Origin of the sequence: Amycolatopsis sp. M39 (genome assembly GCF_001651785.1) — a bacterium.
In the GTDB taxonomy this organism is placed as follows: Bacteria; Actinomycetota; Actinomycetes; order Mycobacteriales; family Pseudonocardiaceae; genus Amycolatopsis; species Amycolatopsis rubida.
On record NZ_LWSF01000002.1, the window covers coordinates 556,276 to 573,435 of the forward strand.

A 17,160-nucleotide genomic window follows, 5' to 3' on the forward strand; every position below is an offset into this window, starting at 1 on the left:
TCAGACGGCCTTGACGGTGACGCTGCCGCTGTCGGTGTTCAGCTCGAGCGTCTTCGCGTCCGGACCGGAGTTCTGCGGAATGTCGATGCTGCGGTGGCCGCTCTCGCTGTTGCCGGTGACCTGGTAGGACCCGTTGCGCGGCACGGACACCTCGACGCGGCCGGAGTCGGCCTGCGCCTTGACATTGTTGGGCTGGGTCAGCGTGAGCTCGATCCGCCCGCTGCCCGCGGACACGTCGACCGGCCCGCGCAGGCCGTCGCCCTCGATCCGGCCGGACTGGCTGTGCACCTGCACCTCGCCGACGTCGTGCAGTTCCGTCGAGCCGCTGTCCAGCTGGAGCTTCACCAGTCCCGGAACGTCCTGCATCCGCGCCTGCCCCGAATCCGCGGTGACGTCGACGCTGCCGACACCCGCGAAGTCCAGCGTGCCGGAGTCGGAGCTGCCCGTGACCGGAATCCCCGGCGGGACGATCAGCTCCAGGTCGGCGGTGCAGTTGCGGCCGCAGTCGACAATGACGAGCTGGTCGCCCTCGACGCGGTAGGCGTCGCCGGGCTCGCCGCTGAAGTGGTAGCGAAGGGTCTGATGCACGCGAGCCGCGCCGGGAGCCGTGCGGATGCGCACGTCACCGGAGCCGTTCTCCAGCTTCACCCCGCGGATCTCCTGCGGCAGCGTCGCGTCCCGCGAAACCGTGGAACCGAACCCCCACCCGCCGAATCCGATCGCCACCCCAACGCCGATCACCGCGATGCCGGCCAGTGCCAGAAGCGGGCGTGCCATGTCAGTTCCCCTCAGTACCACTCTCGGCTGTCTGGAGAGACGTTAGAAGGTGCGGGCCCCCGGGGACATCCGGTAAACCCCCCGAAACATCCCTGAGGCGGCGAGGCGAGGCCCAGGGTCCTAACCTGGCGGCCGGAGAGCCCCGTTGATCAGGAGGACCCCATGCCCCAGCCGCCCAATCCGTACGACTACCTGCCGTCGGTTCCCTCGTTCACGCTGCGCAGCACGGACATCGCCGACGGCGAGACCCTGGCCCAGCCGCACCTGTCGGGCATCTTCGGCGCCGGCGGCGAGGACCGCTCGCCGCAGCTGGCGTGGGAAGGCTTCCCGGAGGACACCCGCAGCTTCGCGGTGACCGTGTACGACCCGGACGCCCCGACTGCCAGCGGTTTCTGGCACTGGGCGGTGTTCAACATCCCGGCTTCGGTGTCTTCGCTGCCGTCGGGCGTGGGGGACTCCGCGGGGTCGGGGCTGCCCTCTTCGGCGGTCACGCTCAAGGGTGACGGCGGGGTGAAGCAGTACCTGGGGGCCGCGCCGCCTCCCGGGCACGGGCCGCACCGGTACTTCTTCGTGGTGCACGCGCTGGATGTGGAGACGTTGGAGGTTCCGGAGGACGCTACGCCGGCGTTCCTGGGATTCAACATGTTCGGCCACACGCTCGGCCGGGCGACGCTGGTGCCGGTTTACGAGAACAAGGGCTGAGGGTTCCGATGGGGGAGAGCGAGATCGCGGTTGCGGAGGGGGTTGTCCTTCCGCAACCGCGTCCCGACGTGGTGGGCGGGGTTGTCCTCAACGCCGAGGGACGCGCGTTCGTGCAGCTCCGCGGCCCGGACCGGCGATTGTTCCCGAACACCTGGGACATCGTGAGCGGGCACGTCGAGGACGGGGAGACGCCGGTCGAGGCGCTGGCCCGGGAGGTCGCCGAGGAAACCGGCTGGCGGCTGCGCCGGATCGTGCGGAACCTCGGCAGCTACCACTGGCAGGACAACGACGGCGTCGACCGGGTCAGCGCCTACTTCCTGATCGAAGTGGAGGGCGACTTGTCCCGCCCGGCGCTGGAATGGGACAAGCATCCGCGCTACGCCTGGGCCGGCGCCGAGGACCTGGACATGGTGCTGGAGAACTGCGCGCCGGACGACACCGTGGTCCGCGACGTCGTCGCCCGGGCGCTGCCGGTTCACTGGCAGGAAGGCGGTTCCACCGAGCAGAACAACACCTCCGGATAACGCGGCGAAGGCCGGTCGAGCACCGGATGCGGCCGGTGCCGGAGGTGCTGGTCGAAGAACGCCCGGACGTACGCGCGGGTGATGGCCACCGTGCGCGTGCCCGGCTGCTCCGCGCCGAAGGGCAAGGCCAAGCTGGTCGCCGAGCAGGACGAGGTCGGTGAACGACTGGTGGACCACGCCGGTCACCAGCGGCCAGCGTTTCCACCCGCTCAGGTGCTTCCAGCGGTTCTCCCAGCTGATCGTCTCGGGACGGCCGCTGCCCGGGGTGTAGGTCGCCGTTTTGCCGAGGAACAGGAAGGGCCGGGACAGCGCCCTGCCGTCCGGGATCGGGTCCTCCGACGTTCCGTCGATGTCGATTCCGGCACGGATGCGCGGGTCCGCCAGCATCGCCGGGATGGCGCTCGCGCCGCCGATCGAATGTCCGGCCATCGCGATCCGGGAAGGGTCGATCAGCCCGGCACCGCGCCATTTCGGTTCCGGACCGGTCAAGTGGTTCAGCACGAACGAAACGTCCGCGGCCCGCCGCGCACCACTTTCCGCCAGAACTCCGGGCTCCGGGGATAAGTGCGGGCCACGCAGGCGGTGACGCGACCGTCCGGAAAGGACTGTCCGACGTTCTCGTAGGTGTGGTCGACCGCGACGACCGCGTAGCCATGGCTGGCCAGCTCCTCCGCGAGGGCGGTCAGGGTGCCGCGCTGTTTGGTGAATCCCGGCGAGAGCACGATCAGCGGCAGACTCCCGCGTTCGTCCGGGTACGGCTCAGGATGTCCGGCGGCAAGGTGGTGATCCCGCCGTCTTCGAGCAGGAGCCGGGACTCGTCGGGAGTGAGGTACCCGGCGGGCCTGCCGGTCGCCGTTTTCGCCGGATACCACAGGGAAACCATCAGTTCCCGCGCGTTCACCCCGGTCGCCCACGGGTCGGGCCGGGACGACGCTGACGCCGTCCTCGGCGACGATCTCCATCAGGCCGGCGAGGAAATCGCGCCGGGCGAGCGGATCGAGCGCGGCCACGGGTTCGTCCAGCACCAGCAGCTGCGGACGTTTCGCGCTGGCGAGAGTGAGCGCGAGCTGGGCCCGCTGTCCGCCGGAAAGCTTTCCCGCACGCCGTCTCGGGTCCAGCCCCCAGCGCTCGATCCGGGCGTGGGCCAGCGCGTCGTCCCATCGCGGATTGAGCCGGGCCCCGAGCCGCAGGTGCTCCCCGACGCTCAACCCGGGATAAACCGGCGTGTCCTGCGCGAGGAAAGCGACCTTCGCCAGCTGCCCGGCACCCCGCCGCACACCTCAAGGGAGCCGATGGTCGGCGTCAGCAGCCCGGCCGCGAGATTCAGCAGCGCCGACTTCCCGGCACCGTTCGGGCCGACCAGCCCGACGACCCGGCCGGCCGGGGGGGCTCAGCGTGCACCGCGACAACGCCCAGTTCCGGCCGTAACGTTTGCCCAGCGCGGTCGCCCCCAGTACCGCGGTCATGCCGTTTCGCCCCTGGCGGTGACGTGGAGCCGTCGAGGCCGGACAGCCGGGTTTTGGCCAGCCACTTCTGCAAGTCCCGGCGCAGCGCGGCGACGACAGCGGGCGGCGGCCCGGCGAGTGTTGCCGTCACGAACGTGCCGACGCCGGGACGGGCCGCGACGAGTCCGTCGTGCTCCAGCTCCCGGTACGCCTTCAGCACCGTGTTCGGGTTGATGACCAGCTGCGCCACGACGTCCTTGACCTTCGGCAGCTGGTCGCGGCTACCCGTGGACCGCCTCGCGTTCCAGATACCGTCCCTCGGCGTGCTCGGCGAACCCGAACTTCCGGTACAGATCATGCGCGTCCGACGTGTGCAGCATCCAGCGGAAGTTCGCTCCCGGCCCGTTGTCGATCATCTCTCGCACGATTTCCTTGCCCAGCCCCGCGCCCCGCGCGTCCGCGGTGATGAACACATCCGCGAGATAAGCCATCGCGAGCCCGTCCGAGAACGCCCGCGCGAAGCCGACCTGACGCCCGCTCGCCCTCTCGTACACGCCGACCACCCGCCAAGCGGTCCGCACCTGCTGCTCGACGTGTTCCCGGGTCCGCCACCGGGCCCAGTACGCCTCCCCGGACAGGAACTTCCACACGACATCGAGATCCACCCGCGCGATGTCGTCGTCCAGCTCGTAAGCACCCACAATCCTCATGGCCGCAAGGTAATCAGCGGCGTCAAGCGGGTTTGAGCAGGTAATCCACCACCGGCCGCAACTCCTCCGCCGACGGCGGCTCGTCGTCGATCAATCCCTGGATCAGCAGCCCGTCGATACCCGCGAGAAACACCCGGAAGGCGACCTCGTCGTCATGCCGGACCATCGACGTCAACACATCCAGCCAGCGTCGCGCGGCCGGGCGCAGTTCGGGTTTGCGCGCGGCCAGCAGGTACAGCTCGTACTCCGCCATCGTGCGACCACGGCGCGGCCCCAGCGCCTCCGCGAGCAGGCCCGCCACCTCTTCCGCACCGCGGCTGCCGCGCGAACGGGCGCGGTCGATCATCCAGTACACCTCGGTCGCCATGTCGCGCGCGCACGAAATGAGCGTCGCCACGAGGAGGTCGTCCAGCGAGGAGAAGTGATACGTCGTCGACGTCACCGGTACGCCCGCCTCGGCCGCGACCGTACGGTGGGTGACCCCGGCGACGCCGTCGCGTTCGATCACGCGCAAAGTCGCTTCGATGATCTCCGTCCGGCGCTTCTCGCCGCGGGCCTTGCGGCCGTCGCTCTGGATTTTCACGACTGGCTCCCGACCTCGATGAGCACCACCCCGCCGATCACGAGCACCAGCCCGGAGATCATCGCGAGGTTGATCGGCTCCTTCAGGAACAGCACGCCGACCAGCGCGACCAGCGCCACGCCCGCCGCCGCCCAGATCGCGTAGGCCACTCCGATCGGCAGCCCGAGCTTCAGCACCCGCGACAGCGCGAAGAAGGCGAGCCCGTACCCGACGACCACGAGGATCGACGGCGTCAGCTTGGAAAAGCCCTCGGACAGCTTGAGCGAAACGGTGGCGGTCACTTCTGCGGCGATCGCCAAAGCGAGGTACAAGTAAGCACCCATAGCTCACTAAATTACCTGAACGATCGTCCCACTTGCCAGCGAGGCGTGCACCACATCGGTGGGACTTGGGGCCGCCAGACCGGTTACCCATCAGTAAGAAGCGTTACCCTGCTCGGCACCGGCGCGCTCGCGCGGCGGCACCACCACACCGGACGAAAGGCACCCGACGATGGGCGCTGTACAGCTGACGCTCGGGGGGATCTCCGTCCTCCTGGGCATCGTCGCCTGGGGAATGTTCATCGCGACCATTGCCCGCTTCGTGCGGGTGATCAAGCTCGGCCAGCCCGACGCGACGCGCAACGGCCCGTTCGTGCCGCGCATGATCACCCTGGTCAAGGAGTTCGCGGCACACACCCGCATGGCGAAGTTCCGCCAGGTCGCCCCGTGGCACTGGCTGGTCATGTGGGGCTTCCTGATCGGGTCGCTCGCGCTGTTCGAGGCCTACGGCGAGGTGTTCGTCCCGACCTGGGGCTGGCCGATCCTCGAAGACTGGTCGCTGTGGAGCCTCCTGATGGAGCTGCTCGGCGTCGGCACGGTGGTCGGCGGCGTCGCGCTCGCGATCATCCGGCAGCTGAACCACCCGCGCCGCGCCGACCGGCTGTCGCGCTTCGCGGGCTCGAACTTCAAGTGGGCCTACTTCGTCGAGGCCGTGGTGATCGTCGAGGGCATCGGCATCATCGGCGTGCGCGCCGGCAAGGCCGCGATGCACGTCCACGAGACGCCGACCTGGGCCGCGTTCGTGTCGAACCCGCTCAGCGAGCTGCTGCCCTCAAGCGCGGCGCTGGTGTCGGTGTTCGCCTTCATCAAGCTGATGAGCGCCACCGTCTGGCTGATCGTCGTGGCCCGCACGATGACCATGGGCATCGCCTGGCACCGGTTCAGCGCGTTCTTCAACATCTACTTCAAGCGCGAAGCGGACGGCGGCGTCGCGCTCGGCAAGGTCAAGCCGATGATGAGCAAGGGCAAGGTGCTCGATCTCGAAGAGGCTGACCCGGACGAGGACACCTTCGGTGTCGGCGCGATCGAGGACTTCAGCTGGAAGGGCTGGCTGGACTTCTCCACCTGCACCGAATGCGGCCGTTGCCAGTCGCAGTGCCCGGCGTGGAACACCGGCAAGCCGCTGTCGCCGAAGCTGCTCATCACGCAGCTTCGCGACCACGCCTACGCGAAGGCTCCGTACCTGCTCGCTGGCGGCAAGCGCGACATGGCGGGCGATGAGGTTGGCCTGTCCGGCGACAACATGTACGCGGGCATCGACGTCCTCGCGATTGCCGAGTCCGAGAAGGCGCTCATCGGCGACGACGGCGGCGTCATCGACCCGGACGTGCTGTGGTCCTGCACCTCCTGCGGTGCCTGCGTCGAGCAGTGCCCGGTGGACATCGAGCACGTCGACCACATTGTCGACATGCGCCGCTACCAGGTGATGATCGAGTCGTCGTTCCCCACGGAGCTGAACGGCATGTTCAAGAACCTGGAGAACAAGGGCAACCCGTGGGGCCAGAACGCCAAGGACCGGCTGCAGTGGACCGAAGACCTCGACTTCGAGGTCCCGGTCTTCGACGGCGACCTCGGCGACGCGGAGTACCTGTTCTGGGTCGGCTGTGCCGGCGCGTTCGAGGACCGCGCGAAGAAGACCACCCGCGCGGTGGCCGAACTGCTGCACATCGCGGGCGTCAAGTACACCGTGCTCGGCTCGGAGGAGTCCTGCACCGGTGACCCGGCTCGCCGCGCGGGCAACGAGTTCCTGTTCCAGATGCTGGCGCAGCAGAACGTCGAGGTGCTGAACTCGGTGTTCGAGGGCCGGGAACGCAAGGCGCGCAAGGTGGTCGTCACCTGTGCGCACTGCTTCAACACCCTCGCCAACGAGTACCCGGAGCTGGGCGGCCAGTTCGACGTCGTGCACCACACGCAGCTGCTGAACCGCCTGGTGCGGGAGAAGCACCTGACGCCGGTCGCGCCCGTCGCCGAGGACGTCACCTACCACGACCCCTGCTACCTGGGCCGGCACAACAAGGTCTACGACGCTCCCCGCGAGCTAGTCGGCGCGTCCGGTGCGCAGCTGCGCGAAATGCCGCGGCACGGCGACCGGTCGATGTGCTGCGGCGCGGGCGGCGCGCGGATGTGGATGGAAGAGAAGATCGGCAAGCGGATCAACGTCGAGCGCGTGGACGAGGCGCTCGGCACCGCTCCGTCGAAGATCGCCACCGGCTGCCCGTTCTGCCGCGTGATGCTCACCGACGGCGTCACCTCGCGCCAGAGCGACGGCATGGCGAGCGAGAAGGTCGAGGTCGTGGACGTCGCGCAGCTGCTGCTGACCGCGGTGAAGCGCAAGCCGGAGCCGGCGCTGGTCGCCTCGGGCGCGCCGTCGCTGGGCGAATCGGACGCGGAACTGTCCGCCAAGCCGGACGTCCCGACCGACGAGAAGCCGACCGGAACGCCGTTGCCCGAGGGCGACGACTGAGGTTCTCTCCCTGACGACGGCCCCTGGCATCCGCGGATGCCAGGGGCCGTTGGTGTTACCGGGACATTTGTCAGGGTCAGATCAGGATGTTCGGCCCGGGTCCGGAGGTCGGCGCGCTGCGACTGTCCCGGCATGACATTCCGGAAGACCGCGATCGCCGCCTTGGCCGCGCTTTCACCGCTCTTCGCCGAGTTCCTGCTCGGCGACCAGTACCTGGCCGGCCCGCCGGAAGCCGGTCGGCAGCTGGCCATGTTCGCGATGTTCGTGACGCTGTACGGTGCCGGGGCGGTGCTGATTCGCGAGGTCGCGCGGCGGATGAACCGAGGCTGGCCGACCATCGTCACGCTGGCGCTGGCATACGGGGTCGCTGAAGAAGGACTGCTGACCCAGACGCTGTTCAACCCGCACTATCTCGGTCTCGATCTGCTTAAGCCCGCCTACATTCCTTGGCTGGGCATCGGCGGGCAGTGGACTGTGTACGTGGTGACGCTGCACGTGGTGTGGAGCATCGCGACGCCCATCGCGATCGCGGAAGCCTTCTTCGGCCGTACGCCGTGGTTGCGCCGACCTGGCCTATGGGCGTGGAGCGTCGTGTTGGTCATCGGCTGCGCGGCAACGTTCTTCGTGAGCTACCAAATGGGGCACTTCCTCGCGGCTCCCGCACAGTTGATCGGTGCGTTCCTCGTGGCCGCTGGACTCGTGTTCGCTGCTCTTCGACTGACGGCCGCCCCGAAACCGGTGCGCGGCAAAGGTTGGCTCGGCTTCGTGGTCGGCCTCCTCGCAAGCACCGCGTTCCAGGTCGTCATGAAGACAGGCTTCCTGCCTCCGTGGCCGACTGTTGCCGTCATGCTGGCGTTGGAAGCGGCAGTGGTCGCGTACGCGAGCCGTGTGCGTCCTCCAGCCATTTCGCTGGCCGCGGGTGCCGCGGTGACGTACGGCTGGGTCGGTCTGCTGACAGCCGTCGATGCGGGCCTCGCCGCGACGGTTGAGCAGTCGTTGCTGGTCGCGGGCACGCTCGTAGTCATCGTGGCCGCTTGCAGCAGGCGCGGCACCCCGCAGTGCAGTTAGTCTTTCCGGCGTGAGCGACGAATCGGAGGGCGGCGGCGAAAGCACTCTCACCGTGGTGCTGGCCGGCGGGGTGAACCTGGCCATCGCGATACTGAAGCTCGTCGCGGGCATCATCACCGGATCGGGCGCGATGCTGTCCGAGGCCGCGCATTCGGTCGCCGACACCATCACCGAGGTGCTGCTGCTCACCGCGTTGAAACGGTCCGAGCGACCGGCTGATCGCCGCCATCCGTTCGGGTACGGCAAGGAGCGGTACTTCTGGTCGCTGCTGGCCGCGGTGTCGATCTTCGCTTCCGGTGCGGTCTTCGCACTGTACGAAGGATTTGCCACCGTCTTCGGCGAGGGTTCGGAGCAAACGAAACCGATCGTCGGCTACATCGTGCTGGCGCTGGCTTTCGCGCTCGAATCGGTCTCGTGGGCGCAGGCGGTTCGCCAAGTCCGTCGCGACGCGAAAGCCGAGCAGCGGCCGTTCTTCGCTTACCTGCGGATGATCGACGACCCGGCGCCCAAGACGGTGCTCTTCGAGGACTCGGCGGCGCTGGTCGGTCTGCTGCTCGCGTTCGCCGGGATCGGGCTGCACCAGTTGACCGGCTCGGACGTGTGGGACGGCATCGCGTCGATCCTCATCGGCGTGCTGCTGGCGTGCGTCGCGTATCTGCTCGGCAGCACGAACCGGGGTCTGCTGGTCGGCCGTCAGGCGGATCCGCGCTTGGTCCGCGGCATCCGGGACCACCTCGGCGCCGCGCCGGAGATCGACGCCTTGGTGGATCTGCAGACCATGCTGATGGGCACCGACAACGTCCTGGTCTGCGCCCGCGTGGACTTCGACGACGCGCTCGGCGCCGCCGACCTGGAACACGCCTGTGTGCGGCTGGCGGACGAGTTGAGCGAGCGGTTCCCGGACGTCTCCGAGGTGTTCATCGAGCCGGTTCCGCGGACGGATCCGAAGCTGCGGGCGGCAGTGCTGGCCCGATACGGCCTCCCGCCGCGGCCGAATCAGTAGCCGAAGTCCTGCGTCCAGTACCAGCCGTCCGTCGTGACGCCGACGCCCAGCTTCTTCAGCGAGCAGTTGAGGATGTTCTTGCGGTGCCCGCTGGAGTTCATCCACATCCGCATCACCTGGTCCGCGCTGGTCGCACCCTTCGCGATGTTCTCCGCGCCCGGCTTCGGGTACCCGGCGTCAGTGATGCGGTCGGCGAAGCTCTTGCCTTCCGGGGTGTCGTGGGAGAAGTAGTCACGCTCGGACATGTCGTCGCTGTGCCCTTGCGCGGCTTTGCCGAGATGTGCTTCCTCGGCCACTGGATCGCAGCCCGCCTTGTCCCGTTCGTCGTTGACCAGTGCGATGACCTGGCCCGCCAGCGTCGGCGCGCTGCGCGGCTGGGGCGACGGCTTCGCGCTGCTGCGCGTCGGAGTGTCCTCTTTGGACTCTTCGGCGGGCGGCGGGGGCGGCGCGGGCGTGGCCGAGGTCGAGGCCGTAGTCGCGGGCGCGCTGCTGCTCGGTGTCGCCGACGTGGAGGACGCCGGCGACACCGCGAACGGCCGCAACGCACCCGAGGACAGGCCGCCGTTGCGGGTTTCCGGGACAGCGACGCTCAGTGTGTCGAGATGCCCGGAGCGCAGCGCGAAAGTCCCGCTGGCTGCTCCGAGGCCCCCAAAGAGAACACTGAGAGTCACACTCACGACCCGGACGCGCACACTAATGGAGGACACAGCCGCGGAAACTATCACGAACTGATTACGATGGTTACCTCCAAATGGCGCAGCGCCCGGAGACCCCCTACCGCGCGTCGAGAACTTCGAGGTACCCGTCCGTCCCGTTGACGCGGATCCGCTGTCCGTCCTTGATCAGCCGCGTGGCGTTCTGCACCCCGACGACCGCGGGCAGGCCGTACTCCCGCGCGATCACCGCGCCGTGCGTCATCTGGCCGCCGACCTCGGTCACCAGACCGGTGATCGCCACGAACAGCGGTGACCAGCTCGGATCCGTGTACGCCGTGACGAGGATGTCGCCCGGTTCGAGATCGGCGTCGGCGAGATCCAGGATGACGCGGGCGCGTCCCTCGATGGTCCCGGCGGACACCGGCAGCCCGCCCAGCGCGCCTTCGGGCAGGTCTTCGCGGCGGTAGCTGCCGGAAACGGCCTCGCCGTCCGAGGTGAGCACGCGGGGCGGCGTCAGCGATGCGTAGGACCGGAACGCTTCCTTGCGCTGCCGGATCAATTCGCGGTCTACCTCGTTCGTCCGCACGACCTCCTGGAATTCCCGCAAGCGCAGGAAGAAGAGGTCCTCCGGTTCGTCGAGCACGCCGGCCCGCACCAGGCGCTCTGCCTCGCCCAGCAGAGCTTTCTTGTACACGAAGTAGCGGCTGACCATGCCGTACTTCGGATACTCGCGGTACCCGGTGAACGTGCGGACGCGCGCGAGCATCCGCTCGGTTTCCTCCGCCTTCGCCTCGCCGTCCGGCAAGGCGCGCAAGCGCTCCAGGACCTCCCGCGCCTTGTCCAAAGCTTCCCGGCGGCCCTGGTCGAAGCGGCGGTGCCCGGCCCCCGGCTCGAAGTTTTTGATGTTGGACAACAACATCGGCACCAGCGCGACCGGCTGTTCGCTCCACCGCGGCCGGGTAATGTCGATCTCGCCGACGCAGCGCATGCCGTACTTGTCGAGGTATCCCTGTATCGCGGCGCGCGATTCCTCCCCGCCGGCCAGCTTGGGCAACTCGGCCAGGAACCCGTTGTCCTCGACGTCCTGGAGGAACGCGACGACCTCGGGATGGGTCCGGAGCACGTCCGCGACGTCGAGGAGCGCGAGGCCCATCTCCGCGGTGATGTTGTGCGGGACAGACTGGGTGAGCGTGTCGGCGACGTTCTTTTCGCCGAGCCACTCTCGCAGATGGTCGTTCAGCCACCAGTACGCCTGCATCGCCGCGGTGAACACCTGATGGCTGCGCGGATCGAAGAGGATCCGGCGCATTTCCTCGATGTCGGTGAAGAGGAAGTCGAGCAGCTCGCTGCCGGACTTCGCGGCGATTTCGCGCTGCAGCGCGGCGATGGAAGCCTCGCTGTGCTGGATCAGTTCGGTGACGACGGCCGGATCGGTTTCGATGGTGGCCGGTGCGGCGCCGGGGACCTGCTGACCGGGTCCGTCGTCCTCGGCCGGGGAAATGAAGCCCTCGCGGGAAAGAACGGTCTCCAGTGCGTCCGCCATCAGCGGATCGGATTTCCCCACCACGGCAAGGAAACTGGTGCGGCTCTTGGGCACCGACAGCAGTGCGGTGGCGTCCGCGAACAGCCGCCCGCCCGCCTCGGCCATCGGGCGCGGGGTCGTCAGCTGCCAGACCGACAGGCCCAGCGGCTTCATCGCGTCGGTCATCATCTGCTGGTGGCCGACGGAGAGGTAGACGTGGTTTCCCTCGTCGATGGCCTCCGGGATGGGGAACAGCGTGGTGATCGGGCGGCTCTGGACGAGCTGGAACTCGTCGTCGGCCAGGCACCATTCGATGTCCTGCGGGCGGCCGAAATGCGCCTCGATCCGGCGGCCGAGTTCCACCAGCCGAAGGACCTGGTCGTCGGTCAGCGCGGCCTGTTCCCGCTGGTCCGCGTCGATCACCTGTTCTTCGGTGCCGCCGCCCTCGACGGCGAGGATGGCGCGCTGCTTGACGGAGATCACCTTGTCGACAATCGCGCCGTCGCGTACCTGGTAGTTGTCGGCGTTGATCAGACCGGAGACCAGCGCCTCGCCGAGGCCGAAGCTGGCCTCCACGACGGCGACCTTCCGGTTGGACGTCACCGGATCGGCAGTGAAGAGCACCCCGGCCGCCTGCGGGAAAACCATCTGCTGCACGACCACGGCCATGTGGACTTTCCGGTGGTCGAAGCCGTTGCGCAGCCGGTAGGTCACCGCGCGTTCGGTGAACAGCGACGCCCAGCACCGGCTGATGTGCGCCACGACCGCTTTCGCGCCGAGGACATTCAGGTAGGTGTCCTGCTGACCGGCGAAGGACGCCCCGGGAAGATCCTCCGCGGTCGCACTCGACCGGACCGCGTAGGCGCGTCCGTCCACCAGCGCGCCGGTGATCTCCGCTGCCAGATCGTCCGGGATGACGATCGCTTCCAGTGCCCGCCGAACCTCCGCACTACCCTCGCTGATCGCGTCCCGGTCGTCCGGATTCAGCTTCGCCAACCGCTCCAGCGGCCCGGCCAGTTCCGGCGCGTTCGCGATGATCCGCTCGAACGCTTCGGTCGTCACGCAAAAACCGGGCGGCACGCGGACCCCGTCGATCCGCGCGAGTTCGCCCAGATGCGCGCCCTTGCCCCCGACGATCGCGACCTGCTCCCGGTCGATCTTCTGGAGACCGAGCACGTAGTTGCCCATTCGTTCGTTTCCCCCGCCTGTGGTCGTTCCTGGCTTTCGTTCGCCGGTCGAGCGGCAGCCTGGTCGGCTGGAGATTCTGCGGTACCACCCGGGTCTTGCGGCAAGCCCCCCAATGCGTTATAAGTTAATTACGGCAGGAAGAGTTGTTCTTCGCTGCCTTTTCTTTTGCCTTCCTCAAGGGCCGATCTTCGTCGTCGTGGTGGCTTCCTTGGTGACCGGACGGCCGGTCTGATCAGTCGCGGTCGCGGTGGTTGTCGTGGTGCCGTCCCCGCGAGCGGAAAGCGTGCAAGCTCGGGTGAGCTGTTCGCCAGGGGCCAGCTGGGTGACGGTGAACGAGCAGGCCGGGTCCGCGGCGCGAACGGCCACCTCGTGCAAGAGTGCGTCCCCGGTATTGCGCAGGGTGCTCACGTACGTCACCGGGTCACCCGGCCGGATCGGCTGCTCCAGGTGCTCGCGGCGCAGGTCCAACGCCGGGTGAAGCACCGCGAAGCCCGCTTTCCCGGTCGCGGTGACCGGCGGGCCCCACGGGGCGGCCGCGGTCGCGGTGACCGGGGCGGCGCTTGCCGAGGCCACGCACTGATAGCGCTGGGTTCCGCCGACCGGCAACTCGGCGAAGACGTGCGCACAGGCAGGGTCGCCAGCCACCCGTACGTCGTGCAACGGCTGGTCGCCGGTGTTGGTCAGCACGATCTCGAACGGCACCGCGTCGTCGGCTCGGTATGCGCTGCCGTTGGCGTGCTTGGCCACGGCCAGCGCGGGCTTGTTCACCCTGAACGACGCCTGGGCCGAAGCGCTCACCGTCCGCTGTGTCGGGTCGGTGCCGGTCACCTTCGCGGTATTCGTGAACCCGGCCGGACCTGCGGTGATCGAGCACTGGTACTCAAGTTGAGCGTCCGGAGCCAGGCTTGGGATCTGGTGCGCGCAGGCCGGAGTTCGATCGTCCACAACGGACACCGCGGTCAGCGGGACGTCGCCGACGTTGCGGACCAGCAGCGAGAAGGTGACCTTGTCGCCCTGGCGCACCTCGTAGGGCTGGGCGTCCTTCATGATCGCGATCTCCGGGTGGATGACGTCGATCTTCGCCGAGCCGGACGCGGTGACCGGGCGGTTCGTCGGGTCGGTGCCGGTCAGGGTGGCGAGGATGGCGAAGTCGTCCGGTTTGGCCTTCACCGTGCATGGGTAGCTCTGCGCGGCACCAGGTTCGAGGCGGTCGAACTTCTTCGGACACGCGGGATCAGCACTGGTCACCGCCGTGAGCGGGACGTCGCCGGTGTTGGTGACGGAGACCGTCGCGGTGAGCGTGTCGCCAGCCCGCGCGACGGTCGGGCTCGCCGAGGTCATCACGGTGAGCGCGGGATGGATCACGTCGATGTGCGCGTCGGCGGAGGCAGTGAGCGGCGGACCGACCGGCGGGGTGCCGGTCACGTGCGCGGTGCTGACCGCGTCGTCGGCGGGGGCGGGGATGGTGCAGTCGTAGGCCTTGTTCGCTTTCGGGGCGAGCGGGTCGAGGGCTTTCGCGCACGGGCCCTGGTCGGCGACCTTGACGGCGGTCAGCGGGGCGTCGCCGGTGTTGGTCGCGGTGATGGTGAAGGTGACCGGGTCGCCTGCGCGGAAGGGGCCGCCGTGGACGGTCTTCGTCAACGACAATCCTGGGTGCACGACGGTGAACGCGGCATCCGCCGTGGCGGTTGCCGTGCCGCCGATCGGGTCTGCGGCGGTCACCTTCACGGTGTTCGAGTAGCCGTCACTCCCGGCTTTGGTGGCGCAGGTGTAGCGCTGTTCTTCTCCGGGGGCCAGAGTGGGGAAGTCGCGGGCGCAGCCGGGGGTCTTTTCGTCCACAATGGACGCCTTCGTCAGCGGGACGTCTCCGCTGTTGCGCACGGTGACGGTGAAGGTGACTTGGTCCCCCTCGCGCACCTGCGTCGGCGCGACTGTCTGGGTGAGCTGGACGGCGGGGTGGATGACGTCGACGTGCGCGCTCGCGTTCGCGGTGACCGGACGGCCGGACGGGTCAGTGCCGGTGACCGTCGCGTCGCTAGCGAGGTCGTCAGTCGCGGTCCGGGCGCAGGGGTAGGTTTGCTTTGCCTGCGGGGCAAGGGTTCCTATTCGCTTCGCGCATTCCGGGACATTCGGGTCGGCGACCTGGATGTCGTGGAGTTCGGTGTCGCCAGCGTTGGTGACGGTCACGGTGAACGTCGCGGGCTCGCCCGGGCGCACGACGGCCGGCGCCACGCTCTGCGCGAGCGTGACGAGCGGGTGGATGACGTCGATCGCCGCCTCTGCTGCCGCCGCGACCGGTGCTCCGACTGGCGGTTTCGCCGTGACCTGTAGTGCTTCGGTCACGTCAGCCCCCGGCGCGGTCGTGGCACAGTCGAAGGTCCAGTTGGCTCCGGGAGCAAGCGTGTCGTGCTGTTGTGCGCAGCCTTCGGCACGGGCCATGGCGGTGACGGCCAGTCCGTTGAGCGGCACGTCGCCGGCGTTCGTCACGACGACATGGACAGCGATGGCGTCGTTTTCGCGGAACGGTCCACCTTGGACAGTCGCGGTCAAGGTGACCGCCGGGTGCTGCACGGTGAACGATGCGCTCGCCTTTGCCGTGGCCGGGCGGCCGGTCGGGTCGGTGCCAGTGACGGTCAGGTCGTTCGTGACGCCCCGCGTTCCGGCGACCGTGGTGCAGGTGAAGGCCTGCTTTCCTTGCGCGGCAACAGTTCCGAGGGTTCGCGCGCATTCCGAGACCTGGTCGTCTGCCACCGTGACGTCATGGAACTCGGCGTCGCCGGTGTTGCTTACCGTGACGGTAAAGGTGACACGGTCCCCCTCACGCACCTGCGCGGGCGCGGCGGCGACGGCCGCCTCCAGCGCGGGGTGAACTACGTCGACCCGCGCCTCCGCGGTTGCGCGTTGTGTCGTTCCGAGCTGATCTTTACCAGTCGCGACAACGGTATTCGTCACGTCGTCCGCCGGGGCTAACTGTTCGCACTTGTACGTCTCGACCGCATTGGGTGCCATGGTGTCGAACTTGCGCACGCAGCCGGGCGCGCTGTCGTCGGCCACCGCGACGTCGTCGAGCGGCACATCACCGGTATTGCGCACGGTGACGGCGAAGGTGACACGGTCCCCTTCGCGCACCTGCGCAGGGGCGGCGGCAGCGGTGACCGACAAGGCCGGATGGATCACCGTGACAGTGGCCGAGGACTTGGCCGTGACTGGTCGGCCAGTGGCGTCCGTGCCCGTGGCGGTGACGCTGTTTGTGGTGGTGAGCGCGGGTTTCGCGGTGCAGGAGTAGGTCTGCTGGGCACCCGGAGTGAGTCCTCCGAAGGACCGCGAGCACTCCGGCGTCGTGTCGTCGGTGACGTCGACCGGGTTGAGCAAACTGTCGCCGGTGTTGCGCACGGTGACTTTCCAAGTGACCTGGTCCCCGCCGTGCACCACCGGCGGGACGGCCTCCTTCGAAACGGAGATCGCGGGCGCGATGAGCGGGACTTTGGCGGCCGCGGTCGAGCTGACGACCTTGCCCAGCGGGTCGATCCCCTTCACCGTCGCGCTGGCTCCGCCCGGCAACGGCACAGTCGCCGTGCAGATGCCCACCACCGATTGCCCCGGCGCGAGGGATCCGATGGTGCGTGCGCACGAGGGGACCGCTGGGTCGGCGATGGTCACGTCGTGCAGCGGAACGTCGCCGGTGTTGGCGGTCTTGAGCGTGAAGGTCGCCTGATCGCCAGCGCGGTAAGCCGGTTTGTCGACCTGTTGACTCAACGTCACGGCCGGACGGAGGACATCGACGTTGCTGCTCGCCGAGGCCGACAGTTTCTCCCCGCCGGCGCCCACGCCCGTCACTTTGACCGTGGCGACGAACCCCTTCTCCGGCGCGGCGAACGTGCAGTGATAACGCGTGCTGGCACCCGGAGCCAGGGTCCCGATCTTCTTGCCGCACTGCGGGTTCCGCTCGTCCGCTACGTCCACATCGGACGCTGGGACGGAAGCCGGATTCGTCACGCTCACCGTGAACTCCACCTGGTCGCCAGCGTGCACCCGATGTGGTTCGGCGACCGCCGTGACCTGCAATTCCTGCGTTGGCCGGGGCGTCGCATACGCCGCGGGGGTCAGCAGAGTGGCCACCAGGCCGAGGACTAAGAGCAGACGTTTCCCGGCCGAAACCATGCGGGCAAGTTTTCCACCATCCGGTGACGTCGCGGCG

General features: G+C 68.5%; 14 protein-coding genes and 1 pseudogene. 5 read left to right on the forward strand and 10 right to left on the reverse strand.

Annotated elements, in window-relative coordinates; translation table 11 throughout:
- Window positions 1-777, reverse strand: coding sequence for a DUF4097 family beta strand repeat-containing protein (locus A4R44_RS07405; RefSeq protein ID WP_067577559.1), 777 nt, complete (start codon window positions 775-777; stop codon window positions 1-3).
- Between the two features lie 162 nt (window positions 778-939).
- Here A4R44_RS07405 and A4R44_RS07410 point away from each other — a divergent pair, with 162 nt between their 5' ends.
- Complete coding sequence (locus tag A4R44_RS07410) at window positions 940-1,479, forward strand: YbhB/YbcL family Raf kinase inhibitor-like protein (protein ID WP_067577560.1); 540 nt, start codon at window positions 940-942, stop codon at window positions 1,477-1,479.
- 8 nt (window positions 1,480-1,487) lie between these two features.
- Window positions 1,488-2,003 carry an NUDIX hydrolase gene (locus A4R44_RS07415; protein WP_067577562.1) on the forward strand — a complete coding sequence of 172 codons (516 nt, stop codon included), beginning with the start codon at window positions 1,488-1,490 and terminating at the stop codon, window positions 2,001-2,003.
- A gap of 494 nt (window positions 2,004-2,497) precedes the next feature.
- Here the strand turns inward: A4R44_RS07415 and A4R44_RS52230 are convergent, their stop codons facing one another.
- The 6 genes and pseudogenes from A4R44_RS52230 to A4R44_RS07440 all read right to left on the reverse strand — a co-directional run bounded on the left by A4R44_RS52230 (window position 2,498) and on the right by A4R44_RS07440 (window position 5,064).
- Window positions 2,498-3,280: an ATP-binding cassette domain-containing protein gene (locus tag A4R44_RS52230; protein WP_369805842.1), complete on the reverse strand. Its 783-nt coding sequence runs from the start codon at window positions 3,278-3,280 to the stop codon at window positions 2,498-2,500.
- Window positions 3,208-3,366: an ATP-binding cassette domain-containing protein gene (locus A4R44_RS52235; RefSeq protein ID WP_198545223.1), complete on the reverse strand. Its 159-nt coding sequence runs from the start codon at window positions 3,364-3,366 to the stop codon at window positions 3,208-3,210. The genes A4R44_RS52230 and A4R44_RS52235 overlap by 73 nt, the downstream gene beginning before the upstream one ends.
- 134 nt (window positions 3,367-3,500) lie before the next feature.
- Window positions 3,501-3,725, reverse strand: a pseudogene (locus A4R44_RS07425) (GntR family transcriptional regulator); the annotation flags it as partial.
- A 4-nt stretch (window positions 3,726-3,729) separates the two neighbouring features.
- On the reverse strand, window positions 3,730-4,158 hold the full coding sequence (locus A4R44_RS07430) for a GNAT family N-acetyltransferase (protein WP_067577565.1): 429 nt from the start codon (window positions 4,156-4,158) through the stop codon (window positions 3,730-3,732).
- A gap of 22 nt (window positions 4,159-4,180) precedes the next feature.
- Window positions 4,181-4,741 (reverse strand): TetR/AcrR family transcriptional regulator, encoded by a 561-nt coding sequence (locus A4R44_RS07435; protein WP_067577567.1) that lies wholly within the window; start codon window positions 4,739-4,741, stop codon window positions 4,181-4,183.
- Window positions 4,738-5,064, reverse strand: a complete 327-nt coding sequence (locus A4R44_RS07440) for a multidrug efflux SMR transporter (protein WP_067577569.1) — start codon at window positions 5,062-5,064, stop codon at window positions 4,738-4,740. Before A4R44_RS07440 ends, A4R44_RS07435 begins: the two co-directional genes overlap by 4 nt.
- Before the next feature lie 169 nt (window positions 5,065-5,233).
- Here A4R44_RS07440 and A4R44_RS07445 point away from each other — a divergent pair, with 169 nt between their 5' ends.
- From A4R44_RS07445 to A4R44_RS07455, 3 genes are all read left to right on the forward strand, one after another.
- Complete coding sequence (locus A4R44_RS07445; RefSeq protein ID WP_067577571.1) at window positions 5,234-7,525, forward strand: (Fe-S)-binding protein; 2,292 nt, start codon at window positions 5,234-5,236, stop codon at window positions 7,523-7,525.
- A gap of 132 nt (window positions 7,526-7,657) precedes the next feature.
- The gene (locus tag A4R44_RS07450) at window positions 7,658-8,593 is read left to right on the forward strand and encodes a hypothetical protein (RefSeq protein WP_067577573.1); all 936 of its coding nucleotides are present in this window, start codon (window positions 7,658-7,660) and stop codon (window positions 8,591-8,593) included.
- A gap of 10 nt (window positions 8,594-8,603) precedes the next feature.
- The gene (locus tag A4R44_RS07455; RefSeq protein ID WP_067577575.1) at window positions 8,604-9,596 is read left to right on the forward strand and encodes a cation diffusion facilitator family transporter; all 993 of its coding nucleotides are present in this window, start codon (window positions 8,604-8,606) and stop codon (window positions 9,594-9,596) included.
- On the opposite strand, the gene A4R44_RS07460 is transcribed toward A4R44_RS07455, so the two are convergent.
- From A4R44_RS07460 to A4R44_RS07470, 3 genes are all read right to left on the reverse strand, one after another.
- Window positions 9,590-10,267, reverse strand: coding sequence for a CAP domain-containing protein (locus A4R44_RS07460; protein WP_198545197.1), 678 nt, complete (start codon window positions 10,265-10,267; stop codon window positions 9,590-9,592). The two genes, A4R44_RS07455 and A4R44_RS07460, sit on opposite strands and share 7 nt — an antisense overlap.
- A 103-nt stretch (window positions 10,268-10,370) precedes the next feature.
- The gene (rph, locus tag A4R44_RS07465) at window positions 10,371-12,962 is read right to left on the reverse strand and encodes a rifamycin-inactivating phosphotransferase (protein WP_067577579.1); all 2,592 of its coding nucleotides are present in this window, start codon (window positions 12,960-12,962) and stop codon (window positions 10,371-10,373) included.
- 174 nt (window positions 12,963-13,136) lie between these two features.
- Entirely contained in the window at window positions 13,137-17,123 is a 3,987-nt protein-coding gene (locus A4R44_RS07470) for a DUF11 domain-containing protein (protein ID WP_067577581.1), read from the reverse strand.
- Window positions 17,124-17,160: the final 37 nt, after the last annotated feature.